General features: G+C 74.3%; 25 protein-coding genes. 18 read left to right on the top strand and 7 right to left on the bottom strand.

Annotated elements, in window-relative coordinates:
* Positions 1-143: 143 nt before the first annotated feature.
* From H0S66_RS04230 to H0S66_RS04210, 5 genes are all read left to right on the top strand, one after another.
* Positions 144-1,055 carry an SGNH/GDSL hydrolase family protein gene (locus H0S66_RS04230; protein ID WP_258017089.1) on the top strand — a complete coding sequence of 304 codons (912 nt, stop codon included), beginning with the start codon at positions 144-146 and terminating at the stop codon, positions 1,053-1,055.
* Between the two features lie 104 nt (positions 1,056-1,159).
* The gene (gene groL, locus H0S66_RS04225; protein WP_179614286.1) at positions 1,160-2,794 is read left to right on the top strand and encodes a chaperonin GroEL; all 1,635 of its coding nucleotides are present in this window, start codon (positions 1,160-1,162) and stop codon (positions 2,792-2,794) included.
* Positions 2,795-2,932: 138 nt separating this feature from the next.
* Complete coding sequence (locus tag H0S66_RS04220; RefSeq protein ID WP_179614285.1) at positions 2,933-3,325, top strand: RidA family protein; 393 nt, start codon at positions 2,933-2,935, stop codon at positions 3,323-3,325.
* Between the two features lie 55 nt (positions 3,326-3,380).
* Positions 3,381-3,929 carry a hypothetical protein gene (locus tag H0S66_RS04215; protein WP_179614284.1) on the top strand — a complete coding sequence of 183 codons (549 nt, stop codon included), beginning with the start codon at positions 3,381-3,383 and terminating at the stop codon, positions 3,927-3,929.
* Positions 3,930-3,960: 31 nt separating this feature from the next.
* A complete protein-coding gene (locus tag H0S66_RS04210) occupies positions 3,961-4,539 on the top strand; it encodes a nucleotidyltransferase family protein (RefSeq protein WP_179614283.1) in 579 nt (192 codons plus the stop codon).
* Positions 4,540-4,687: 148 nt separating this feature from the next.
* On the opposite strand, the gene H0S66_RS04205 is transcribed toward H0S66_RS04210, so the two are convergent.
* Positions 4,688-5,071 carry a DUF2256 and DUF3253 domain-containing protein gene (locus H0S66_RS04205; protein WP_179614282.1) on the bottom strand — a complete coding sequence of 128 codons (384 nt, stop codon included), beginning with the start codon at positions 5,069-5,071 and terminating at the stop codon, positions 4,688-4,690.
* 60 nt (positions 5,072-5,131) lie between these two features.
* Here H0S66_RS04205 and H0S66_RS20755 point away from each other — a divergent pair, with 60 nt between their 5' ends.
* The 9 genes from H0S66_RS20755 (at position 5,132) to H0S66_RS04160 (ending at position 15,623) form a co-directional block, all read left to right on the top strand.
* The gene (locus H0S66_RS20755) at positions 5,132-6,025 is read left to right on the top strand and encodes an AAA family ATPase (RefSeq protein ID WP_179614281.1); all 894 of its coding nucleotides are present in this window, start codon (positions 5,132-5,134) and stop codon (positions 6,023-6,025) included.
* A complete protein-coding gene (locus H0S66_RS04195; protein WP_219633614.1) occupies positions 6,022-7,152 on the top strand; it encodes a vWA domain-containing protein in 1,131 nt (376 codons plus the stop codon). The genes H0S66_RS20755 and H0S66_RS04195 overlap by 4 nt, the downstream gene beginning before the upstream one ends.
* On the top strand, positions 7,145-8,287 hold the full coding sequence (locus H0S66_RS04190) for an XdhC family protein (RefSeq protein ID WP_179614280.1): 1,143 nt from the start codon (positions 7,145-7,147) through the stop codon (positions 8,285-8,287). Before H0S66_RS04195 ends, H0S66_RS04190 begins: the two co-directional genes overlap by 8 nt.
* A gap of 262 nt (positions 8,288-8,549) precedes the next feature.
* Positions 8,550-9,671 carry an alpha/beta hydrolase family protein gene (locus H0S66_RS04185; RefSeq protein ID WP_219633613.1) on the top strand — a complete coding sequence of 374 codons (1,122 nt, stop codon included), beginning with the start codon at positions 8,550-8,552 and terminating at the stop codon, positions 9,669-9,671.
* A 63-nt stretch (positions 9,672-9,734) separates the two neighbouring features.
* On the top strand, positions 9,735-10,970 hold the full coding sequence (locus H0S66_RS04180) for a helix-turn-helix domain-containing protein (RefSeq protein ID WP_179614279.1): 1,236 nt from the start codon (positions 9,735-9,737) through the stop codon (positions 10,968-10,970).
* A gap of 105 nt (positions 10,971-11,075) precedes the next feature.
* Positions 11,076-11,558: a (2Fe-2S)-binding protein gene (locus tag H0S66_RS04175; protein ID WP_179614278.1), complete on the top strand. Its 483-nt coding sequence runs from the start codon at positions 11,076-11,078 to the stop codon at positions 11,556-11,558.
* The gene (locus H0S66_RS04170) at positions 11,555-14,041 is read left to right on the top strand and encodes a xanthine dehydrogenase family protein molybdopterin-binding subunit (RefSeq protein WP_179614277.1); all 2,487 of its coding nucleotides are present in this window, start codon (positions 11,555-11,557) and stop codon (positions 14,039-14,041) included. Before H0S66_RS04175 ends, H0S66_RS04170 begins: the two co-directional genes overlap by 4 nt.
* Positions 14,038-14,895 carry an FAD binding domain-containing protein gene (locus H0S66_RS04165; protein ID WP_179614276.1) on the top strand — a complete coding sequence of 286 codons (858 nt, stop codon included), beginning with the start codon at positions 14,038-14,040 and terminating at the stop codon, positions 14,893-14,895. The genes H0S66_RS04170 and H0S66_RS04165 overlap by 4 nt, the downstream gene beginning before the upstream one ends.
* The gene (locus H0S66_RS04160; RefSeq protein WP_179614275.1) at positions 14,895-15,623 is read left to right on the top strand and encodes an SRPBCC family protein; all 729 of its coding nucleotides are present in this window, start codon (positions 14,895-14,897) and stop codon (positions 15,621-15,623) included. The genes H0S66_RS04165 and H0S66_RS04160 overlap by 1 nt, the downstream gene beginning before the upstream one ends.
* A gap of 64 nt (positions 15,624-15,687) precedes the next feature.
* Here the strand turns inward: H0S66_RS04160 and H0S66_RS04155 are convergent, their stop codons facing one another.
* Positions 15,688-15,957 (bottom strand): hypothetical protein, encoded by a 270-nt coding sequence (locus H0S66_RS04155; RefSeq protein ID WP_179614274.1) that lies wholly within the window; start codon positions 15,955-15,957, stop codon positions 15,688-15,690.
* A 133-nt stretch (positions 15,958-16,090) separates the two neighbouring features.
* Between H0S66_RS04155 and H0S66_RS04150 the strand changes: the two genes are divergently transcribed.
* Positions 16,091-17,008 (top strand): alpha/beta fold hydrolase, encoded by a 918-nt coding sequence (locus tag H0S66_RS04150; protein WP_179614273.1) that lies wholly within the window; start codon positions 16,091-16,093, stop codon positions 17,006-17,008.
* Positions 17,009-17,125: 117 nt separating this feature from the next.
* On the opposite strand, the gene H0S66_RS04145 is transcribed toward H0S66_RS04150, so the two are convergent.
* Complete coding sequence (locus H0S66_RS04145) at positions 17,126-17,752, bottom strand: alpha-ketoglutarate-dependent dioxygenase AlkB (RefSeq protein ID WP_179614272.1); 627 nt, start codon at positions 17,750-17,752, stop codon at positions 17,126-17,128.
* 118 nt (positions 17,753-17,870) lie between these two features.
* Between H0S66_RS04145 and H0S66_RS04140 the strand changes: the two genes are divergently transcribed.
* Positions 17,871-18,590 carry a GntR family transcriptional regulator gene (locus H0S66_RS04140; protein WP_258017088.1) on the top strand — a complete coding sequence of 240 codons (720 nt, stop codon included), beginning with the start codon at positions 17,871-17,873 and terminating at the stop codon, positions 18,588-18,590.
* On the opposite strand, the gene H0S66_RS04135 is transcribed toward H0S66_RS04140, so the two are convergent.
* On the bottom strand, positions 18,556-18,936 hold the full coding sequence (locus tag H0S66_RS04135) for a hypothetical protein (protein ID WP_179614271.1): 381 nt from the start codon (positions 18,934-18,936) through the stop codon (positions 18,556-18,558). The genes H0S66_RS04140 and H0S66_RS04135 overlap by 35 nt on opposite strands.
* Before the next feature lie 61 nt (positions 18,937-18,997).
* Here H0S66_RS04135 and H0S66_RS04130 point away from each other — a divergent pair, with 61 nt between their 5' ends.
* Positions 18,998-19,264 carry a DUF4031 domain-containing protein gene (locus H0S66_RS04130; protein WP_179614270.1) on the top strand — a complete coding sequence of 89 codons (267 nt, stop codon included), beginning with the start codon at positions 18,998-19,000 and terminating at the stop codon, positions 19,262-19,264.
* Between the two features lie 57 nt (positions 19,265-19,321).
* Here the strand turns inward: H0S66_RS04130 and H0S66_RS04125 are convergent, their stop codons facing one another.
* Positions 19,322-19,954, bottom strand: coding sequence for an HD domain-containing protein (locus H0S66_RS04125; RefSeq protein ID WP_179614269.1), 633 nt, complete (start codon positions 19,952-19,954; stop codon positions 19,322-19,324).
* A gap of 153 nt (positions 19,955-20,107) precedes the next feature.
* Between H0S66_RS04125 and H0S66_RS04120 the strand changes: the two genes are divergently transcribed.
* A complete protein-coding gene (locus H0S66_RS04120) occupies positions 20,108-20,482 on the top strand; it encodes a nuclear transport factor 2 family protein (protein ID WP_179614268.1) in 375 nt (124 codons plus the stop codon).
* Between the two features lie 10 nt (positions 20,483-20,492).
* Here the strand turns inward: H0S66_RS04120 and H0S66_RS04115 are convergent, their stop codons facing one another.
* The gene (locus H0S66_RS04115; protein ID WP_179614267.1) at positions 20,493-21,428 is read right to left on the bottom strand and encodes a collagen binding domain-containing protein; all 936 of its coding nucleotides are present in this window, start codon (positions 21,426-21,428) and stop codon (positions 20,493-20,495) included.
* Positions 21,425-22,795 (bottom strand): carboxypeptidase-like regulatory domain-containing protein, encoded by a 1,371-nt coding sequence (locus H0S66_RS04110; protein WP_179614266.1) that lies wholly within the window; start codon positions 22,793-22,795, stop codon positions 21,425-21,427. The genes H0S66_RS04115 and H0S66_RS04110 overlap by 4 nt, the downstream gene beginning before the upstream one ends.
* Between the last annotated feature and the right edge of the window lie 10 nt (positions 22,796-22,805).

Here is a 22,805-nt window from a genome sequence, read left to right as displayed (position 1 = left end):
TGAGTCGTCGTACCCAGGTCGGCGGGACCACCGGCCCGACCCCACGATCGACACGTCGCGCACACCCGGTCGTCAGGAAGGCGCCACGCGGCGTTCAGGTCGCGGTGGTCCCTGGAGGGGTGCGCACGAGGACGAGGGTCACGGTGGTGGTCGCCGGCGCGGTCGGGTTCGCCGGCGGCGGCCTGGGGTACGGCGCCCGGGCGCTGCTGCAGCGCCAGGGCGAGCACGCGCGCCGGCTGATCGGCAAGCCCCTGGGCGAGGAGGCCCCGCAGGCCGACCGGGTGTGGAGGAAGTCCTACGGCGACCCCCTGGACCTGCTGCTGCTGGGCGACTCGATCGCCGCGGGCCTGGGGGCCGAGACCCGCAAGCAGACCCTCGGGGGTCGCCTGAGCAAGGCGCTGGCCAAGGAGCTGCACCGCTCGGTGCGCCTGACCACGGCCGCGGTCGTCGGGTCCGAGAGCTCGCGCCTGGGGGAGCAGATCGACGGGCTGCCGGCCGGCTACCGGCCGGACGTCGCGGTGATCGTGGTCGGCGGCAACGACGTCACCCACCGGGTGCCGGTGGCCGAGTCGGTCGCGCACCTGCGCGAGGCCGTGCGGCGGCTGCGGGAGCGGGGGAGCGCGGTGGTGGTCGGCACCTGTCCCGACCTGGGGGCGCTGCGCCCGGTGCCGCAGCCGCTGCGCTCGCTGGGCTCGAGGGCCTCGCGCCAGCTCGCGGCCGCGCAGGCCGAGGCGGCGCTCGAGGCGGGGGCGCACGTGGTGTCGCTGGCCGACGTGGTCGGCCCGTTCTTCATCACCAACCCCGACGAGATGTTCAGCCTCGACCGCTTCCACCCCAGCCCGGCGGGCTACCAGCACACCGCGCGGGCGGTGCTGCCCTCGGTGCTGGCCGCCCTGGGGGCCCGCTCCGAGGTGCCGTTCGGGCACCACGCCCCCCTCGCCGTCGACGGCCCTCGCCGGCGGCGCTCGTTCTTGCACTCGCCAGGGTCGAGTGCTAAACATGAGGCTGGCAGTCTCCACATGAGAGTGCCAGACATCCCCGGTCCGGGGAGTTGAGGTCAGCAGCGTCGGCGGGAAGGGTCCGCCGGTTCGGCCTGGCCGTCCGTCGCGGGCAACGAACCGGTCCGTCCAGCTCTTGATTGCGAAGGATCGCAGGAGTTATGCCGAAGCTGATTGCATTCGACGAGGAGGCCCGGCGCGGTCTCGAGCGTGGCATGAACACGCTCGCCGACGCCGTGAAGGTCACCCTCGGTCCCAAGGGCCGCAACGTCGTGCTCGAGAAGAAGTGGGGCGCCCCCACGATCACCAACGACGGTGTGAGCATCGCCAAGGAGATCGAGCTCGAGGACCCGTACGAGAAGATCGGTGCCGAGCTCGTCAAGGAGGTCGCCAAGAAGACCGACGACGTCGCGGGCGACGGCACCACCACCGCCACCGTGCTGGCCCAGGCGATGGTCCGCGAGGGCCTGCGCAACGTCGCCGCCGGTGCCAACCCGATGAGCCTCAAGCGCGGCATCGAGGCCGCTGTCGCCTCGGTGTCGGAGTCGCTGTCGAGCATGGCCATCGACATCGAGACCAAGGACCAGATCGCCGCCACCGCGTCGATCTCGGCCGCGGACTCGACCGTCGGCGAGATCATCGCCGAGGCGATGGACAAGGTCGGCAAGGAAGGCGTCATCACCGTCGAGGAGTCGAACACCTTCGGGCTCGACCTCGAGCTCACCGAGGGCATGCGCTTCGACAAGGGCTACATCTCGGCGTACTTCGCCACCGACATGGAGCGCATGGAGGCCGTCCTCGAGGACGCCTACGTGCTGATCGCCAACCAGAAGGTCTCGAACGTCAAGGACCTGCTGCCGATCCTCGAGAAGGTCATGCAGTCGGGCAAGCCGCTGCTGATCATCGCCGAGGACACCGACGGCGAGGCGCTGTCGACCCTGGTCGTCAACAAGATCCGCGGCACCTTCAAGTCCGTGGCCGTCAAGGCCCCCGGCTTCGGTGACCGCCGCAAGGCCATGCTGCAGGACATCGCGATCCTGACCGGCGGCCAGGTCATCTCCGAGGAGGTCGGCCTCAAGCTGGAGACCACCGGTCTCGAGCTGCTCGGCCAGGCCCGCAAGGTCGTCATCACCAAGGACGAGACCACGATCGTCGAGGGCGCCGGCGACGCCGCCCAGATCGAGGGCCGGGTCAACCAGATCCGCGCCGAGATCGAGAACTCCGACTCCGACTACGACCGCGAGAAGCTCCAGGAGCGCCTCGCCAAGCTGGCCGGCGGCGTGGCCGTCATCAAGGTCGGCGCGGCCACCGAGGTCGAGCTCAAGGAGCGCAAGCACCGCATCGAGGACGCCGTCCGCAACGCGAAGGCGGCCGTCGAGGAGGGCATCGTCGCCGGTGGCGGCGTGGCGCTCGTGCAGGCCTCGGCCACCGCGTTCGACAAGCTCGAGCTCGAGGGCGACGAGGCGACCGGTGCCAACATCGTGCGCGTCGCGACCGAGGCCCCGCTCAAGCAGATCGCGATCAACGCCGGCCTCGAGGGCGGCGTCGTGGCGGAGAAGGTGCGCAACCTGACCCCCGGCCACGGTCTCAACGCGGCCACCGGCGAGTACGTCGACATGATCGCCTCCGGCATCATCGACCCCGCCAAGGTGACCCGCAGCGCGCTGCAGAACGCCGCCTCCATCGCGGCGCTCTTCCTCACCACCGAGGCCGTCGTGGCCGACAAGCCGGAGAAGGCGCCCGCGATGCCGGGCGGCGACGGCGGCATGGGCGGCATGGGCGGCATGGACTTCTGACCGGTCCCCACCCCCAGCACGACCAGCACGACCACCAGCAGGGCCCTCGCCTCCGGGCGGGGGCCCTGTTGCGTGCCGCGGGCGGCGTACGGGCGCAAAGCAGGTGCGCGTCGGGCCGTCGCCGGGCAGCATCGGGCCATGCCCGTCGAGCTGCTGCGCGCCCCCGCCCTGGACCCCACCGTCCCCTACGCCTACGCGGCGCGTGCCGCCGGGCTGGTGTGGACCGCCGGTGCCTGCCCCCTCGACCGCGAGGGCCGGGTGGTGCACCCCGGCGACGTCGCGGGGCAGGCCGCGCAGGTGCTCGACAACCTGGTCGAGCAGCTCGCGGCCGCGGGCTGCGCGCTGGGCGACGTCGTCTCGACCACCGTCCACGTCGCCTCCTCCGAGCGCGCCGACCTGGTGGCCGCCTGGGAGGTCGTGCGCACCGGCTTCGGCGACCACGACCCGCCCAGCACCCTGCTCGGCGTCACGGTGCTGGGCTACCCCGGCCAGCTCGTCGAGGTCACCGCCGTCGCGGTCGCGCCCGCGTGAGCCCCGGCCGGCGGGGCGAGGTTTGGGGCGGTCGGCGATGCGGCAGGCTGGGCGCGTGCCCGTCGACGCCCCCCGCCCCGAGACCGTGACCACCACCGGCCGCGGCCCCCTGACCTGGCTGCTCGCCGGGCTCGCGGTCGTGGTCATCGCCGTGGTCGCGGCCGTGGCGCTCCTCGGCGGTGACGACGCCGAGGTGCCGCTGGCCGACGGGACCGGCGCGGGCAGCGCCACCGAGGGCGACGCCGAGGCCGGCGCCGAGCCCACCGTCACCCGCCTCGAGCCGGGCGAGGAGACGGGTCGCTGCATGACCCCCACGGCCGAGGCGCTCGCCCAGCAGCCGCTCGCCTTCGAGGGCACCGTCGTCGGCATCGACGACGGCGTGGCCGTCCTCGAGCCGGTCGAGTTCTTCGCAGGGCGGGCCACCGACCGGGTCGAGGTCGCCGCGCCCACCGGGAGCCAGCAGGCGCTGATCGGCAGCGTCGCGCTCGAGGAGGGCGCGCGCTACCTCGTCGCCGCCGCCGACGGGCGCGTCGTGGGCTGCGGCCTCAGCGGCCGCGCCGAACCCGACCTCGCCGAGATGTACGCCGAGGCCTTCAACCGCTGAGCCCCTCGGGGCCGCGGGGAGAGCAGGGCACGTGCACACCACCGGACTGCTGCTGGCCGCCGGGGCGGGTCGCCGGATGGGCACCCCCAAGGCGCTGGTCACCGACGACGAGGGCCCCTGGCTGACCCGCGCCGTGCACCTGCTCGAGGACGGCGGCTGCGACGAGGTCGTCGTGGTGCTGGGCGCCGCCGCCGCCGAGGCCGTCCGGCTGCTCCAGGTGCTGGACGACACCGCGGGCGTCGAGGTGGTCCTCGCGGACCGGTGGGCCGAGGGGATGGGCGCCTCCCTGGAGGCCGGGCTCGCCGCGCTCGAGGCCGGTCCCGCGGAGGCCGCCCTGGTGCTGCTGGTCGACCTGCCCGACCTGGTGCCCGAGGTGGTGCGCCGGGTCCGCGCCGCCGGCGAGGGCCCCGCCGCGCTCGCGCGGGCGTCGTACGACGGCGCGCCGGGGCACCCGGTGCTGATCGGGCGCGAGCACTGGGCGGGGGTGCGCGCCAGCGCCGTGGGCGACCAAGGTGCCCGCGACTACCTGGCCGTGCACGAGGTGCGGCTCGTCGAGTGCGGCGACCTGTCCACCGGCGACGACGTCGACACCCCGCCCACCTCCCGCTGACCCGCCCAGCCCCGCCGAGTCGTGGTCCGGGTCGTGGCCTGGGTCGTGGCCTGGGTCGTGGTCTGGGTCGTGGCCCGTGGCCGCGCCATGGCGCGGCCGTGGGCACACGACCCAGACCACGACTGGAACCACGACCCGGACCACGACCTCAGGCGCGACGGATCCGGATCGGGCCCTTGGCGGTCGAGGGGTCCACGACCTTCCCGCCCTGGGTGACCTCGACCTCGCCGGCGGCCACCAGTCGTCGCGCGGCGCGCCGCGCGGGCTCCATCAGCTCGCGCCACCCGTCCCCCTCGCCGCCGACCGCTCGGGCCGCCTCCGAGGGGCAGATGGTGCCGGTGCGCGACCGGGCGGCGAGCAGGTCGAGGATGCTGGCCTCCAGCGCCCGGTCGGTGTCGGTGACGCCGTGCCGGCGGCAGGCGGTGGAGCAGTAGCGCACCTGGTCCCAGTCGCGCTCCCACTTCTTGCGCCACTCGATGGTGCGCCCGCACGAGGCGCAGGCCTTGGGCTCGGGGGTGCTGGTGCGGGTCACACCCCCAGTCTGCGGACGCACCCAACCGCGCGCCAACGACCCGCTGACTAGCCTGGGCGCATGGAGCTCCCCGACGTGCCCGACGCCCCGACCGTCGCGGCGCGCCTGCGCGAGACCGGCTACCTGTGCGACGACGACCTGGCCACGGTGGTCTTCCTCGCGCTGCGCATGGAGCGTCCGCTGCTGCTCGAGGGCGAGCCCGGCACCGGGAAGACCGCCCTGGCCGAGGCGCTGGCGGCCACCCTCGACCTGCCGCTGGTGCGCCTGCAGTGCTACGAGGGCATCGACGCCACCCAGGCGCTCTACGACTGGGACTTCCCGCGGCAGGTGCTGCACCTGCGCGCGCTCGAGGCGGCCGGCGGCGACGTCGACGCCGAGGGCGCCGAGAAGAGCCTGTACGACGAGCGCTTCCTGCTCGCCCGCCCGGTGCTGGCCGCGCTGCAGCAGGCCCCGGCGGTGCTGCTGGTCGACGAGGTCGACCGGGCCGACGACGAGTTCGAGGCGTTCCTGCTCGAGGTGCTCTCGACCTACCAGGTCTCGATCCCCGAGCTGGGCACCGTGCGGGCCGCGACCCCGCCGGTCGTGGTGCTGACCTCCAACCGCACCCGCGAGCTGCACGACGCGCTCAAGCGCCGCTGCCTCTACCACTGGATCGACCACCCGGGCCTGGAGCGCGAGGTCGAGGTGGTGCGCACCCGTGCGCCCGAGGTGTCCGAGGCCCTGGCCCGCCAGGTGGTGACCGTGGTCCAGCAGTTGCGCACCGGCACCGCCGCCGGCACCCTGCAGAAGCCGCCGGGCGTGGCCGAGACCCTCGACTGGGCCCGCGCGCTGCACCACCTGGGCGCCACCGAGATCGACCTGGAGTCGGCGGCGCGCACCGTGGGTGCGCTGGTGAAGTACCGCGAGGACGCCGACCGGGTGCGCCAGGCGCTCGACCGGATGCTGACCCCGTGAGCCTCCAGGCGCCCACCGCGACCCGCGGGCCCGACGAGGTGCTGCTGGGCTTCACCCACGCGCTGCGCGCCGCGGGGGTCGGCGTCACCCACGACCGCGGCGCCTCGTTCCTGGCCGCGGTGGCGCTGGTCGGCCTCGGCGACGTGGTCGCCGTACGGGCGGCCGGGCGGGCCACGCTGTGCGCCGGCCCCGACGACCTCGACCGCTTCGACCAGGTCTTCGCCGCCTTCTTCGACCCGCGCGGCGAGCTGCCCCGCTCGCGCCCGGCACCCGCGGGGGCGCCCGCGCCCGCGCTGCTGCCCGAGAGCGACGCCGGGGCCGGCGGCGCCGCCGACGAGGACGAGGAGGTCGTGCGCGCGATGGCCTCCGACGTCGAGGTGCTGCGCCACCGCGACGTGGCCGCGCTGAGCCCCGGCGAGAAGGCCCGCCTGGCCGACATGTTCGCCTCGCTGCACGTGCGCGCCCCCGTGCGTCGTACGTCGCGCCACGAGCGCTGGCGCCGCGGCGACGTCGACGCCGCCCGCACCGTGCGCGCCAGCCTGCGTCGGATGGGCGAGCCCGCCGAGATCGCCTGGCGGCGACGCAGCCTGCGCCCGCGCCGGGTGGTGCTGCTGGTCGACGTGTCCGGCTCGATGAGCGGGTACGCAGACGCGCTGCTGCGCCTCGCCCACCGGCTGACCCACGCGCTGCCCGCCTCGCGGGTGGAGACCTTCACCCTCGGCACCCGCCTGACCCACCTGACCCGGCCGCTGCGGCTGCGCGAGGCCGACCGGGCCCTGGTCGCCGCCGGCGAGACCGTCCCCGACTGGTCGGGCGGCACCCGGCTGGGCGAGTCCCTGGGCGCGTTCCTCGACCGGTGGGGCCGGCGCGGTGCCGCCCGCGGCGCGGTCGTGGTGGTCTTCAGCGACGGCTGGGAGCGCGGCGACCCCGCGCTGCTGGCCGAGCAGGTCGCGCGGCTCCAGCGGGTCGCGCACCGCGTGGTGTGGGTCAACCCGCACCGCGGCAAGGCCGGCTACGAGCCGGTGCAGCAGGGCGTGCTGGCGGTCCTGCCGCACGTCGACGACTTCGTCGCCGGGCACTCCCTGGCGACCTACGCCGAGCTCTGCGAGGTGATCGCCCGTGCGTGACGTGCTGCCCGAGCTGATGAGGTGGTGGGAGGCCGGTGAGACGGTCGGCGTCGCCACCGTCGTCGCGACCTTCCGCTCCGCGCCCCGCCCGCCGGGCGCGTCGATGCTGGTGGGCCCGGACGACACGGCGGTCGGCTCGGTCTCGGGCGGCTGCGTCGAGGGCGCGGTCTACGAGCAGGCCCAGGAGGTCGTCGCGGGCGGCACGCCCGTCCTCGAGCGCTACGGCGTCTCCGACGACGACGCCTTCGCGGTCGGGCTGACCTGCGGCGGCATCCTCGACGTGTGGGTCGAGCGGGTCTCGCGCGAGAGCTTCCCCGAGCTCGGTGCGCTCGCGGCCGACGTCGAGGCCGGCCTGCCCGTGGCGCTCGCGACCGTCATCGACCACCCCGACCCGGCCTGGCGCGGGCGCCGCATCGTCGTGCGCCCCGACGAGGAGCCGGTCGCCGGTTCCATCGGCTCCCCGCGCGCCGACGCCGCGGTGCACGACGACGCGCTCGGGCTGCTGGCCAGCGGCACCAGCGCGACCCTGTCCTACGGCCCCGACGGCGAGCGGCGCGGCGAGGGCATGCGCGTCTTCGTGTGGGCCTTCGCCCCCAAGCCGCGGATGCTGGTCTTCGGCGCCATCGACTTCGCCGCCGCCGTCGCCCGGGTCGGCAGCTTCCTGGGCTACCACGTCACGGTCTGCGACGCCCGCCCCGTCTTCGCCACCACCAGCCGCTTCCCCGACGCCGACGACGTGGTCGTCGACTGGCCGCACCGCTACCTCGCCGCCGAGCAGGAGGCCGGGCGCATCGACCAGCGCACCGTGCTCGCGGTGCTCACCCACGACCCCAAGTTCGACGTGCCGCTGCTCGAGGTGGCGCTGCGCCTGCCCGAGGTCGCCTACGTCGGTGCGATGGGCTCGCGGCGCACCCACGACGACCGGCTCGAGCGGCTGCGCGCCGCCGGCCTCACCGACGCCGAGCTCGACCGGCTCTCCAGCCCGATCGGCCTCGACCTCGGCGCCCGCACCCCCGAGGAGACCGCCATCTCCATCGCCGCCGAGATCATCGCCGGGCGCTGGGGCGGCACCGGCGAGCCGCTCGCCGCCACCCAGGGCCGCATCCACCGCGACCTGCCCCACGACCTCGACTGAGCGGCGTACGGCGGCGCGTGGAGGTTCATCGGGTACCCGATGAAACTCGCGGCACCCGACTGAAGGTTCAGCCTGGTGCCGCCAGTTCCATCGGGTACCCGATGAAACTTCGCCCCCCCCCGGCTTGGCGGCAGGGGAGAGAGTGGGGGGCAGGCCGAGCCGGGTGCCGCCAGTTCCATCGGGTACCCGATGAAACTTTCGCGCCCCCGGCTTGGCGGCAGGGGAGAGAGTGGGGGGCAGGTCGAGCCGAGGAGGAGCACCCGTGCAGCCCCACCGCCCCCCGTCGTACGCCGTCGCCGGCGCGCTGGCCCTGACGCTCGTGCTCGCGCTGGGTGCCTGCACCGGCAGCCCGTCGCCGACCGCGTCGCCCGCGGCGTCCCCGACGGCGTCGGCGACCCAGCCACCCACCGAGCCACCCACCCAGCCACCCACCGAGCCAGACTCCGAGCCACCCCCCGAGCCGCCGGCCGCGACCGCACCGGGGGCGAGGATCACGCCGGAGGAGCTGCCGCCGGTCACCGCCCGCCCGTCGCTGCCGGCGCTGATGCGCGAGGACGTGCGGGGCGGGCCGATCGTGCGCACCCAGCGCCTGGCCGGCACCGACCGGTGGACCGGCTACGCGGTGACCTACACCGTCGACGGCGCGACGGTCTCGGGCGAGCTGCTGGTGCCGACGGGGCAGGGGCCGTTCCCGGCGGTGGTGCTCAACCACGGCTACATCGACCCGGCGATCTACACCCTGGGGCGCGGGATGAGCCGCGAGCAGGAGTGGCTGGCCAGCAACGGGTTCGTGGTGCTGCACACCGACTACCGCGGCCACGCCGGCTCCGACCCGGTCAGCGCCGTGGGGCGCGAGACCCGGCTGGTCTACACCCGCGACGCGATCGGGGCGGTGCGGGCGCTGGAGCGCGAGCCGTACGTCGACGCCGACCGGCTCGCGATGATGGGGCGCTCCATGGGCGGCGGGGTCACCTACAACGCGCTGGTCGCGGTGCCCGACCTGGTCGACGCGGCGGTCGTGCACGCCCCGGTCAGCTCGTTGTTCGTCGACAACCTGCGCCAGTTCACCGAGGTCAGCCGGCCCGAGGGCGCCGCGGCGTTCTACGACCGCTTCGGCACCCCGCAGGAGCGCCCCGGCTTCTACCGCGGGCTGTCGTCGCGCACCTACTTCGACCGGGTCGAGGTGCCGGTGCAGATCCACCACGGCACCGCCGACGACACCTGCCCGCCGGTGTGGTCGCGGCGCACCCACGACGCGCTGCGCGCCGCCGGGGCGTCGAGCAGCCTGCTGACCTACGAGGGCGAGGGCCACGCCTTCGGTCCGCGCTTCGAGGACTCGATGCGCCGCACGGTCGCGTTCCTGCGCCGCCACCTCGCCGGCTGAGCCGGCGCCGGCCGGGCAAAGAGCCTGTGAGCCAGGTCACCGCCGCGGTGCTAGCGTGCCGCCATGGGCTCCGCCAGCTCCGAGCTGCACACCCGGCGCGTCGACGCGGTGCGCGCCTGGACCTCGTTCGTCGACGGGGAGGGTGCGCAGAGCGCGGTGCGCCCCGAGATCCTCAGCAGCTGGGCCCGCTCGGGCGCCCGGGTCTCGCCGGACGTGCGTGAGGCGCCGCTGGCAGACGAGTCCGAGACGGCCTCGATCTGGTCGGGCTCGCCGCTGCAGACCGCGGTCGAGCGGGTCGAGAGCGACCTGCGCCGCACCGCCGAGGACGGCGACCTGGTGATCGCGGTGACCGACCCGCAGACCCGGGTGCTGTGGACGTACGGCGGGCGCGTGATGCGGCGCAAGGCCGAGCAGGTCAACTTCGTGCCCGGCGGGCGCTGGGACGACGAGTCGGTCGGCACCAACGCCCTCGACCTGGCCAACCGCCACGGCACGCCCTCGATGGTCTTCAGCGCCGAGCACTACGCCTCGATCGTGCACAGCTGGGTCTGCTGGGCCGCGCCGGTGCGCGACCCCGCCACCGGGGTGCAGCTGGGCGTGCTCGACCTCTCCACCACCTGGGACCGCACCCACCCCATCGGGCTGGCCACGGCCCGGGTGATGGCGCGCCTGATCGAGCAGGCGCTGCCCGCCAGCGCCCACCCGCTGCCCGAGGCCCCCGAGGAGACCGGCGACCCCGGGCTGGTGCTGACCCTGCTGGGGCAGGCCGAGACCCGCTTCGACGGCCAGCGGCTGCTGCTCAACCGCCGCCAGAGCGAGATCCTGGCGCTGCTCGCGCTGCACCCCCAGGGGCTCTCGCTCGAGCAGCTGCACGCCATGGTCTACGGCGACCACGCGGTGACGTTCTCGACGCTCAAGGCGGAGGTCTCGCACCTGCGCCACGCCCTGGGCGGCCAGCTGTCCTCGCGGCCCTACCGGCTGCAGATGCCCGTGCACACCGACGTCGACCACGTGCTCTCGCTGCTGCGCCGCGGCCACGTCGGCGCGGCCGTCGAGGCCTATGGCGGCGACCTGCTGCCGGGCACCGACTCGCCGGCCCTGCAGGAGATGGGCGAGTACGTCGCCGTCGCGGTGCGCGAGGCGCTGCTGGCCCGCCCCGAGCCCGAGGCCGTCGCGCGCTACAGCGAGCTGGCGCCGTACGACACCGAGGTCGTCGAGGCCTGCCTGGCCGCCCCGGGGACCCTGGCGCACCCGGTCGCGGCGCTGCTCAAGGGCCGCCTGGCCGCTGCCAACCGCTGACCAACCGGCGGCCAACCGGACCCTCCTAGCGTGAGCCGGGTCACACCCCGCCGTTCGCGGCGCACCGGTGCGACCCCAGCGAGCGACCTCACCAAGGGAGAGTCCATGACCCGGATCAACCTCACCGTCGACGGCGCCAGGGTCGCCGACGACGTCGAGCCGCGGATGCTGCTGGTGCAGTACCTGCGCGAGCGCCTCGGCAAGACCGGCACCGTCATCGGCTGCGACACCAGCAACTGCGGCGCCTGCACCGTGCACCTCGACGGGACGAGCGTGAAGTCCTGCAACGTCCTGGCCGTGCAGGCCGACGGTGCCGAGGTGACCACCATCGAGGGCCTGGCCGACGGCGAGGAGCTGCACCCGGTGCAGGAGGCCTTCCGCGAGTGCCACGGCCTGCAGTGCGGCTTCTGCACGCCCGGCATGATCATGCAGAGCGTGGCGCTGCTGGAGGAGAACCCGCAGCCCAGCGAGGAGGAGATCCGGCTGGGTCTCGAGGGCAACCTGTGCCGCTGCACCGGCTACCACAACATCGTCAAGGCCGTGCAGCACGCCGCGGGCCAGGGCGCGGGGCAGGGGGCGACGTCGTGACCGCCACCCAGGAGCGCGGCGCCGAGGCCGCCAAGGAGATCGGGCGCGACCGCCGGCGCAAGGAGGACCAGCGCCTGATCACCGGCCGCACCCGCTGGACCGACAACATCGTGCTGCCCGGCATGCTGCACCTCGCGATGGTGCGCAGCCCCTTCGCGCACGCCACCATCACCTCGATCGACAAGAGCGAGGCCGAGTCGGCGCCCAACGTGGTCGCCGTGCTGACCGGGGCCGACCTGGGCGAGAGCCAGGGCACCCTGATCAACGCCTGGGCGATCACGCCCGACCAGGTCGCGCCCGCCCACCCGCCGATGCCGAGCGACCGGGTCAGCTTCGCCGGCGAGATCGTGGCGGTGGTCGTGGCCCGCAGCGCCGCGGAGGCCCGCGACGCCGCCCAGCTCGTCGACGTCGAGTACGACGAGCTGCCGGCCGCCGTCGACCTCAAGGCCGCCGCGCGCGACGAGGTCCTGGCCCACCCCGACCTCGGCACCAACAAGTCGGCGTTCTGGAAGTTCGACTCCGCCGAGGCGGGCACCGGCGGCGACGTCGACGAGGCGATCGCCAAGGCCCGCGAGAGCGGCGTGGTGATCGAGCGCGAGTACCGCCAGCAGCGGCTGATCCCCGCCTTCATGGAGCCGCGCTCGGTGGTCGTAGACCCGACCGGCGAGCAGGTCACCATGTGGTCGGCGACCCAGATCCCGCACATCCTGCGCTTCGCCCTGGCCGCCACGACCGGTGTGCCCGAGTCGAAGATCCGCGTCATCGCCCCCGACGTGGGTGGCGGCTTCGGCGGCAAGCTGCAGACCACGCCCGAGGAGTGGCTGGTCTTCGCGATCTCGCGGCGCCTGGGCAAGCCGGTGAAGTACACCGAGACCCGCAGCGAGTCGCTGATGGTGGCCCACCACGGCCGTGACCAGTGGCAGAAGCTGACCCTGGCCGCCGAGAAGGACGGCAGCGTCACCGGGCTCAAGGTCGAGCTCCTCGCCGACCTCGGCTCCCACGTCTCGCTGGTCGGAGGCGGCGTGCCGGTGTTGGGCGCGTTCATGTTCAACGCGATCTACAAGTTCCCGTCCTACCAGTTCAACTGCCAGACGGTGCTGACGAACAAGACCTGGACCGACGCCTACCGCGGCGCCGGACGGCCCGAGGCGACCTTCGCGATCGAGCGGCTGATGACCGAGCTGGCCGCCGAGCTCGACATGGACCCGTTGGAGCTGCGGGAGAAGAACTGGATCCGCCACGAGGAGTTCCCCTTCACCACCGTCGCCGGGCTGGAGTACGACACCGGCAACTACGAGGCCGCCACGGCGCGCGCCAAGGAGATGTTCGGCTACGACGAGCTGCGCGCCGAGCAGCAGCGCCGCCGCGAGGCGGGCGACCCGGTGCAGCTCGGGATCGGCGTCTCGACCTTCACCGAGATGTGCGGCCTGGCGCCCTCGCGGGTGCTGGGTCAGCTCAACTACGGCGCCGGCGGCTGGGAGCACGCCAGCGTGCGGATGCTGGCCACCGGCAAGGTGGAGGTCACCACCGGTGCCTCCGCGCACGGCCAGGGCCACGAGACGGCCTTCAGCCAGATCGTCGCCGACCGGCTCGGGGTGCCCTTCGAGGACGTCGAGGTCCTGCACGGCGACACCCAGGTGGCCCAGCGCGGCCTCGACACCTACGGCTCGCGCTCGCTGGTCGTCGGCGGCGAGGCGCTGGTGCGCGCGGCCGACAAGGTCATCGAGAAGGCCAGGCCGATCGCGGCCCACCTGCTGGAGGCCTCCGTCGACGACCTGGAGTTCTCCGGCGGCCGGTTCTCGGTGCGCGGCACCGACCAGGGGGTGGGCATCGCCGAGGTCTCCACCGCGGTCTTCACCGCCCACGACTACCCCGAGGGCATCGAGCCGCAGCTCGACTCCGACGCCACCTACGACCCGGTGAACTTCAACTACCCGCACGGCACCCACCTGTGCGCGATGGAGGTCGACACCGAGACCGGCCAGGTCACGATGCGCAAGTACGTCTGCGTCGACGACATCGGCACCATCATCAACCCGCTCATCGTGTCGGGTCAGGTGCACGGCGGCCTGGTGCAGGGCATCGCCCAGGCGCTGTGGGAGGAGGCGGTGTACGACGACGCGGGGACGCTGGTCTCCGGGTCGTTCACCGACTACCTGCTGCCCACCGCGGCCGACACGATCTCCTTCGAGATCGACCACACCTCCTCGCCTTCGATCACCAACACGCTGGGCACCAAGGGGGTCGGCGAGGCCGGCACCATCGCCTCGACCCCGGCCGTGGTCAACGCCGTCGTCGACGCCGTGCGTCACCTCGGTGTCGAGGACATCCAGATGCCCTGCACCCCCGAGCGCGTCTGGAAGGCGGTGCACGCCCGCGACGCGGGCGGCAGCGACCCCACCACCGGTGCGGCGGCCCCGCACTTCGACCCCTCGACGGGCATGGACGGCACCGTCGACCGCACCACCGGAGGCGCGCTGTGATCCCCGCACCGTTCGACTACCTGGCCCCCACCTCGGTGGAGGAGGCGCTCGCCGCGCTCGCCGAGCACGGTGACGACGCCAAGGTGCTGGCTGGCGGGCAGAGCCTGCTGCCGGTGCTGCGGATGCGCCTCAACGCCCCCGAGATGGTCATCGACCTCGGGCGCATCGAGGCGCTGCGCGGGGTCCGCGACGACGGCGACGCCATCGTCGTGGGCGCGATGACCCCGCACAGCGTGGTGGCCTCCGACCCGCTGGTGGCCGAGCACGCCGGGTTGGTCTCGCGCGCCGTGGAGCACCTGGCCGACGCCCAGATCCGTCACCGCGGCACCTTCGGCGGGGCGCTGGCCCACGCCGACCCCGCCGGCGACCTGGGCGCCCCCGCCCTGGCCCTGGGGGCGCAGTTCGTGATCGCCGGGCAGGGCGGGACCACGCGCACCGTGGAGGCCGACGACTTCTTCGTCGACCTCTTCGAGACCGCCATCGGTGAGGACGAGCTGCTCACCGAGGTCCGGCTGCCCAAGCACACCGGCTGGGGGGCGCACTACGAGAAGTTCGTGCGCGTGGCCCACCAGTGGCCGATCGTGGCGGTCGCCGCCGCGGTCAAGGCCGAGAGCGGCACCATCACCGAGGCGCGCGTGGGCCTGACCAACATGGGCTCCACGCCGCTGCGGGCGCGCGCGGTCGAGGAGGCGCTGCGGGGCCAGCCGGCCACCGAGGACGCGGTGCGCGAGGCGGCCTCCCGGGCCGCCGAGGGCTGCACCCCGCCCTCCGACCTCAACGGCGACGCCGACTACCGCCGCCACCTGGCGACGGTGCTGACCCGGCGAGCGGTGCTCGCGGCTGCGGGGGCGTAGTGGATCTCCGCCACGAGTTCAGCGTCCCGCTCGGCGTCGAGGAGACCTGGGAGCACTTCCAGGACATCGGCGCCCTGGCCGAGTGCTTCCCCGGCGCCACCGTGACCGGGGTGGAGGACGACACGTTCAAGGGCACGGTCAAGGTCAAGCTCGGCCCGATCGCGCTGCTCTACACCGGCTCGGGCACCTTCGTGGAGAAGGACGACGCTGCCCACCGCTACGTGGTCGACGCCAAGGGCAAGGACAAGCGCGGCAACGGCACCGCGGGGGCGAAGGTGACGCTCTCGATGAGCGCCGCCGGCGCCGACCGCACCGACGTCGAGGTGGTGACCGACCTGGCCATCACCGGCAAGCCGGCCCAGTTCGGGCGGGGGGTGATGCAGGACGTCTCCGACAAGCTGCTGGGCCAGTTCGTGAGCTGTCTCGAGCAGCGCCTGACCGCGCCCGAGGCGCCCGAGGCGCCGGCCGAGCCGCCGCCCGCGGCACCGGCGCCGCCCGGGAAGCACATGGGGGCGGACCCCGGTGCCCCCGAGCCGCCGCCGGCCTCCACGCGGCCGGGTGAGCACCGGCCGGCACCGGCCGCGGCCGCGCAGGCGGGCGGCGGTGACGAGGCGCTCGACCTCGGCTCCACCGTGCTGCCGGTGCTGCTGCGCAGCTACGGCCCGAAGGTCGGCGCCGGGCTGCTCGCTCTCCTGCTGGTGTGGTGGGTGACGCACCGCCGCCGCTGAGGGCCGCGACCACGACCGAGCCCCACCGACCCCCGTGCGACCGATCGGCCGCACGGGGGTCGGCTCACAGCAGGGCGATGACCAGTGCGGCCACCAGCGCCGCCACCAGGGCGAGCGTGAGCACCAGCCACAGCGTGCTGCCGGTGCGGCTGCCGGCGTCGAGCGGTGTCTCGGGCAGGTGCAGCCGGTCCTCCGGGGAGGTGCCGAAGCCCATCGACGGGTCGGTGCTGGCCCCGACGGGATGGTCGCCGCGCACGTGGTCGGCGGGCGGTCGGTCGTGGTGCTGGCGGTGCCGGCCGGTCTCGCCGGCGCCTGGGTCGTCGTGGCGGGTCATGGGGGTACCTCCGGTTCGCAGGCGCCCCGAGCGGCGCCCTGGCTCCTTCCATTGAACGCTCGCAGCGTGCTCGGCGCCACACCCAGGGGCAAAGATCGGTGCCGCAGCCGCGTGGACCGGCACGATGGACCACATGGCTCCCCTCACTGCCGCTCTCCCCGACGGGCGACAGATCGCGTACGTCGACGGCGGCGACCCCGCCGGCTACCCGGTGCTCGGACTGCACGGCACGCCGGGATGTCGTCTGAACCGCTCGCCCGACGACTCGGTGTACGCCCGGTCGGGCGTTCGCTACATCACGACCGACCGCGCCGGCTACGGGCAGTCCTCGCGCCACCGGGGGCGCTCGGTGGCCGACGAGGCCGCGGACGTGCGTGCCGTGGCCGACGCGCTCGACCTGGACCAGTTCTCCGTCATCGGCGGGTCCGGGGGCGGCCCGCACGCCTTGGCGTGCGCCGCCTTGCTGGCAGACCGGGTCGAGCGCGTCGCCTGCCAGTCCAGCCTGGCCCCCTTGGGCGAGGGAGGCCTGAGTCGCTCCGAGTGGCTCCACGACATGGCGCCCGAGGCCGCTGAGTCGCTGGAGTGGGCCGAGGACGGCGAGGCCTACCTCGAGACCAGGATCCGGTCCGCGCTGACCCGGATGGAGCACGCCCTGGTCTCTGACCCCTCGTCGCTGCTGGGCGAGGGCATGGGACAGGGGGACCGGGAGGTCCTGGCCCGTCCGGAGGTGGTCGAGGTGTTCACGCGCATCATGGCGGAGCAGTCCGCGCACGGTGTCGGGGGTGCGGTCGACGACACCTTGGCCTTCGCGCGGCCGTGGGGCTTCGCCCTGAGCTCCGTCTCCGTGCCGGTGCTGCTCACCTATGGGTTGCAGGACTTCTCCTGCCCGCCCGACCACGGACGGTGGCTCGCGCGTCACCTTCCGACGGCGTTGGTCATCGAGGACGAGACCGGCGGGCACCTGCCGCAGGACCTCCACGCCGAGATCGTCACCGTCTTCGGCTGGTTGCGGACCGGTGAGCTCCCCGGGTCCCTCGGCTCGGCGCCCTAGAGGCGGTGCTTCCGGTGCTGACGACCCAGGCCTGGACCGGCGCCTGCGAGGTCGCTCCGGGACACGCCTCCGGCGCCGTACCAGGGTCGGGTCGCCGTCCGGCTCGTCGCTGCGAGCTCAGAAGACGTTGAACGGCCGGAACTGCACCGAGAGCCTCGGGCCGGCGTGGGCGACCTTGGGCACCGCGTGCTCCCAGGTGCGCTGGCAGCTGCCGCCCATCACGAGCAGGTCGCCGTGCCCGGTCTCGAAGACCCGGCTCTCGCCCCCGCCGCGCGGGCGCAGGTGCAGCTTGCGCGGGTCGCCGACCGAGACGATCGCGACCATCGTGTCGTGGGTGCTGCCCCGGCCGATGGTGTCGCCGTGCCAGGCCACCGAGTCGCGCCCGTCGCGGTAGTAGCAGCACCCGGCGGTGCGGAAGGGCTCGCCGAGCTCGGGCAGGTAGTGCTCGCTGAGCGCCTCGCGGGCCTGGGTGAGGACGGGGTGGGGGAGCTCCTCGCCGATCATGTAGGTGTGCAGCAGCCGCGGCACGTCGACGAGCCGGTCGTACATCTGGCGCCGCTCGGCGCGCCAGGGCACCTCCTCGACGAGGGCGCGCATCACGTCGTCGGCCTCGGGCAGCCAGGAGCGGCGCACGTCGACCCACGCGCCGTGGTCGAGGTGGTGGCGCTCGGTGCCGGCCAGGGCGTCCACCAGTGCGGGCACCCCGCCGGCCGGTGCCGCGAACAGCGTGGTCTGGAAGTCCATGGGGGTATCGTACGCCGGACCTCGAACGCGTGTTCGACATCGGTCGGGCGTGTCCCGTCGCGGCTCAATCCCCGCAAAGCGGGGACGCGCGGCCCGGGACCTGTCTAGTCTGCCTGGCGTGGACGACGTGATGGCTCCTGTGGGACGTGCGCTCAAGCACGTGCAGGTGCGCGAGTACGTGCGCGGCCTGGTGGCGGGCAGCGCGCCGGGCTCCCCGGCGCCCTCGGAGCGCGAGCTGGTGCAGCGCTTCGGCGTGGCCCGGATGACGGTGCGCCAGGCGATGGACGCGCTGGTGGGCGAGGGCCTGCTCGAGCGCATCCCCGGCCGGGGCACCTTCGTGGCCCGCCCGCGCCGCACCGCCAGCAGGATCACCGGCTACACCGAGGAGATGACCCGCCGCGGGATGCTGGCGGAGTCGCAGACGCTGCTCGCGCGGCGCGAGCAGGCGGGGCCGGGCGTGGCCCGCGCGCTGTCGCTGACCGAGGGCGACGCGGTCATCCACTGGCGCCGGCTGCGGCGCGCCGACGGCGTGCCGATGTGCCTGGAGGACGCCTACCTCAACGAGGTGCTGCTGCCGGGGTTCCTCCAGCAGGGGATGCCCACCAGCCTCTACGACTCCCTCGACGCCCGCGGGCTGCGCCCGACCTGGGCCGAGGACTCCATCAACGCCGACAAGGCCACCACCGAGGAGGCGGGGCTGCTCGAGGTCGAGCCGTCCAGCGTGGTGCTGCGCCACTCGCGGCGCGCCCTGTGCGAGGACAAGGTCGTCGAGGTCTCTCGCACCGTCTACCGTGCCGACCGCTTCACGCTGTGGGTCCAGCTGGGCCAGGACTGCTGAGCGTCCCCAGCGCCGCGACCGGCGTCCCGGACTCCTCGCAGACCCACGTCGGGTCGGGCCCCCCGAGGTCGGGGTGGATGTAGAGCGCGTGCTCGGGCCCCTCGGTGCAGCCCAGGCACAGCGGCCAGCGGCCCACCTGCTCCAGCAGCGCGTCCTGCACGTCCTGGGCGACCAGCCCAGCGACGTACACGACCCCCTCGGGCCACTGCTCGGCCCACCAGGTGCGTGAGGAGACGGCGTCCTCGAGCGCCGAGACCGCACCCGGGGTCGCGTGCCCCCGCGCCTGGAGGTCGGCCAGCACCCGGGACCGGGCATCGAAGAGCAGTGCGTTGTCCACGCCCCCCATTGTCCCCCCGGGGCAAGGCGCCGTCGCGCCGGAGCCCGCGGGCTGCTCGTAGGGTGGCGGTGTGGGCATCCTCATCGACCCGCCCAACGCGGCCGGGCACGGGCGGCTCTGGTCGCACCTGGCCAGTGACACCTCCTACGACGAGCTGCACGCCTTCGCGCGCGGCCTCGAGATCCCCGAGCGCGGCTTCGACCGCGACCACTACGACGTGCCGGCGGAGTGGTACGACGCCGTGGTCGCCGCCGGCGCCTCGCCGGTCAGCAGCCGCGAGCTGGTGGCCCGCCTGGTCGCCGCCGGGCTGCGCCGGCGCAAGCGCGACCCGGCCTGAATCTCGCGCCGACCCGGCGTGGATCTCGCGCCGACCCGGCACGGATCTCGTGTGCGGTCAGGAGACCCGGCGCCCCGGCACGTCCTGGACGCCCAGCCGCTCGAGCTCGGCCCCCAGGTTCGCGCGGGCGTCGTCCTCCCAGCGCTCCCGGGCGTAGGCGGTGTGGAAGAGGGTCGGCTTCTGCGCCAGGCCCAGCAGCACCTGGGCCCGCCCCTCGGCGAACGTCGCGTCGTCGAGGTGGGCGAACTCCGCGCGCACCGCGGCGACGTACTCGTCGTAGCGCTCCTGCGGCGCGGCGAGGATGGCCAGGTCGGCGTCGGAGAGCAGGCAGCCGAGGGTGTCGTCGGGCTCGGGGGTGTGGGTCTCGGTGAGCCGCACGAGCCGCACCACCTCCTCGACCAGGTCGGGCTCGACCCGGCCGGTGAGCGCGTCCTCGGCCCAGGCGGCCGAGCGCTCCTCGGCGTCGCGCTCGCCGTCGTAGACCGCGTCGTGGAACCAGGCGGCCAGCACGACCGGCAGGTGCCGCACCACCGCGCCGTGCTCGCCGAGCTCGTCGAGGCGGGTCAGCACCTCCACGAGGTGCTGCACGTCGTGGTAGCCGCGCTGCGGCGAGGCGTAGGCCGCCACGAGCTCCTCGCGCAGGTCGTCGGCATCGGTCAGGGGCCACCAGGGCCGGGGGTCGTGCAGCATGCGGGAGACGGTTCCTCGATCGACGGACGGTGCTGCCGGCAGCGCCGGCCCGGCCATTGAAACGCGCCGGGCCCTGCGCACGCTACTCTCGCCGCACACCCCCGGAACTGGAACGTGTTCTGGCCGGGCCCCGACGACGTACGAGGAGTGGACGTGGCAGCGAGCAACGAGCGGATCCGTGAGGTCGTGGAGGCCTACGTGTCCCTGATCGCCGGGGGCACCGCCGCCGAGATCGTGGACCTCTTCGCGGAGGGCGCCACCGTCGAGGACCCGGTCGGGTCGGCGGTGCGGACTACGCGTGAGGAGATCGCCGCGTTCTACGGCACGCTCGAGGGCCTGCAGCAGGAGACCCGGCTCATCGACTGCCGCATCGCGGCGGGCGAGGCCGCCTTCCTGTTCGAGGTCCGCACCATCACCGACGGCGGCACCTTCACCCTCGCGCCCATCGACGTGATGACCTTCGACGACGAGGGGCGCATCACCACCATGCGTGCCTTCTGGTCCGACACCGACATGAGCGTCGGCTGACCCAGCCGGCTCACACCCGCGTGCTGGGCAGCCGCAGCGCGGCCGCGGTGGCGCGCGGCAGGCTGGCGCGCGCGGGGCGCGGGCGCCGCGCGGCGCGGGTCATCCGCACCGTCCCGAGGTCGACGAGCTGACCGGCGCCCACCGCGAGCCCGCGCAGGTGCACCCGGTCGACCACGACGTCGCCCGGGCCGGACTTCACCACGACGGTGAGGCCCGCCGCGGCCGGCAGGTCGCCGCCGACCACGAACCGGCCCTCGCGGTCGGTGCGGGTGCGCGCCAGCAGCGACCCGCGCGCGTCGCGCAGCTCCACCACCGCGGCGTACGACGCCCGCTTGCCGTCGGCGTCGAGGACCACCCCGCGCAGCGCGCCGCCGACCACGGGGTCGGTGCCCCCGGGACGTGAGGCGCCCAGCAGCGGCTGGGCCAGCCGCAGCACCAGCCGGGGACCGGCGGGGCGGGTGGGCCGCGCCAGCACGGGTGTGGCCTGGTGCCAGCGGCTGCGCGCCGAGACCAGCACGACGGTGCCGGCGCCGAGCCCCGCCAGGGTGAAGACGCCGAGCCCGTCGGTGCGGGTGCGCACCAGCGTGCCGTCGGGGCCGCTCGCCTCGACCTCGGCCCAGCGGGCGCGGGTGTCCTGGGCGGTGCGGACGCTGCCGGTGAGCACCGCGCCGGGCAGCAGGTGCGCCTGAGCCGCGGTGCGCCAGCCGTCGCGCACCTGCACCTCGAGGCGGGCCGGGGCCAGCCGCGAGGGGTCGTGCGAGGAGTGGTCGTCCTCGACGTCGAGGAGCCAGGTGCCGGCGGGCACCGTGATGAGGGTCGTCGCGTCGTGCACCCGCTTGTCGCCCCCGAGCCGCCCGTCGGGGCCCCACCACCGCACCCGCGCGACGCACGGCCGCGCGCGCACGAGGCGCAGCGCGATGCCGGTGCCGGCGGGGGCGGGGCTCATCGTCGGGCGTCCGCCTGACGTGGCGCGGTGGCGTCGGGGCCGCAGTTGGACCGGTTGTCCTGCTGGGCGGTCGGCAGCTGGGGCAGCGCCAGGATGCCCAGGACGGTGTCCTCCCCGGTGCGGACCGAGACGCCGCCCTGGCTCGCGGTGCCGTACTTGCAGTAGTAGGTGCCCTGCAGGTACGGCGGGTTGGCACCGCCGGGCTGGATCTTCACGGTGACGCCCTGCTGGGTGGTGATCGCTCCGGTGATCGTGAAGAGGCCGTCCGCGCCGGTGGTGGCCGAGCCGAGCCGCGCGCCGGACTGGTCGAAGGCGAGCACCTCCACGTCCTCCATGGGCGCGTCGGGGTGCTCCTCGTCGACGACGGCGCCGCTGATGGTGGCCCCGCGCTTGGTCCAGGTGAAGGTGCTGGCCAGGTCGTCCTTGCCGGACCGCACCATCGCCCCCTTGATGGCGCCGCTCTGGGGCAGGAAGCTGCCGACGCCGGGGGCGACCATGCGGTACTTGCCGGGGAAGAGCCCGGAGAAGATCGCCTCGCCGCCCCGTGCCTTGACGGTCCAGAACTGCCCGGTGGCCTTGCTGACGGCCGTCACGAACACCTTCTCCTTGACCTTGCCGTCCCTGGTGCGCAGGTCGACCAGCAGCCGCCCCGCCCGGGTCCCCAGGCTGATCGGGGTGTTGCGGACCTGGCCCAGTTTCATGCCCGCCAGGTAGGTCGAGCGCCCGACGTAGGCCTTCTTGCGGTCGTAGGTGAAGACCGAGTAGCTGCCGGCCGGCAGACCGCCCAGCGCGAACTGGCCGCGCTTGTTGGCCGTGACCCGGTAGGACTGCTCGGCGGCGTTGGCGGCGACCACCTCGGCGCCGCCGGCGACCCTGCCGCCGGCGCGCACGGTCCCGGTGATCGCGGCGCCGCGCTTCATCCGCACGTTCTTCTGCACCGACGTGTCGCCGACCTTCACCTTGATGTCGGTGGGGGCGTACTTCGTGACGTTGTACGCCGGGCGCAGGTCGACGAACTGCAGGTAGTAGGTGCCCGGCTGCAGGCTCAGCGAGTAGATGCCGCCGGTGACCTTGCGCTCGTCGATGTAGGTCCAGTCCTTGGTGAACCAGCGCACCCGGTACTTCACGCCCTTGTCGGCGGCCTTGATGCTGCCGCGGACCTTGGTGGTGCGCTCGGCGGTGGTGGGCGACTGCCTGGCCTCCTGGCGGGCCTGGCGCTCCTGGGCGGCCACGCCCGGCTGCATGGTGGGGTCGGGGTCGGTCGCGACGGCGGGGGCGGCCCCGGCCCCGAGCAGGAGCGGGACGACCAGTGCCGCCACGACGGCTACGAGCAGCGGTCGCTGCGGTGGTCGCTGGAGGGGCGCCATGGTGAGTCCT

Source organism: Nocardioides marinisabuli, assembly GCF_013466785.1.
Lineage (GTDB): Bacteria > Actinomycetota > Actinomycetes > Propionibacteriales > Nocardioidaceae > Nocardioides > Nocardioides marinisabuli.
The sequence above is the reverse complement of the archived record's forward strand: the minus strand, read 5'-3'. Positions and strand labels throughout refer to the sequence as shown.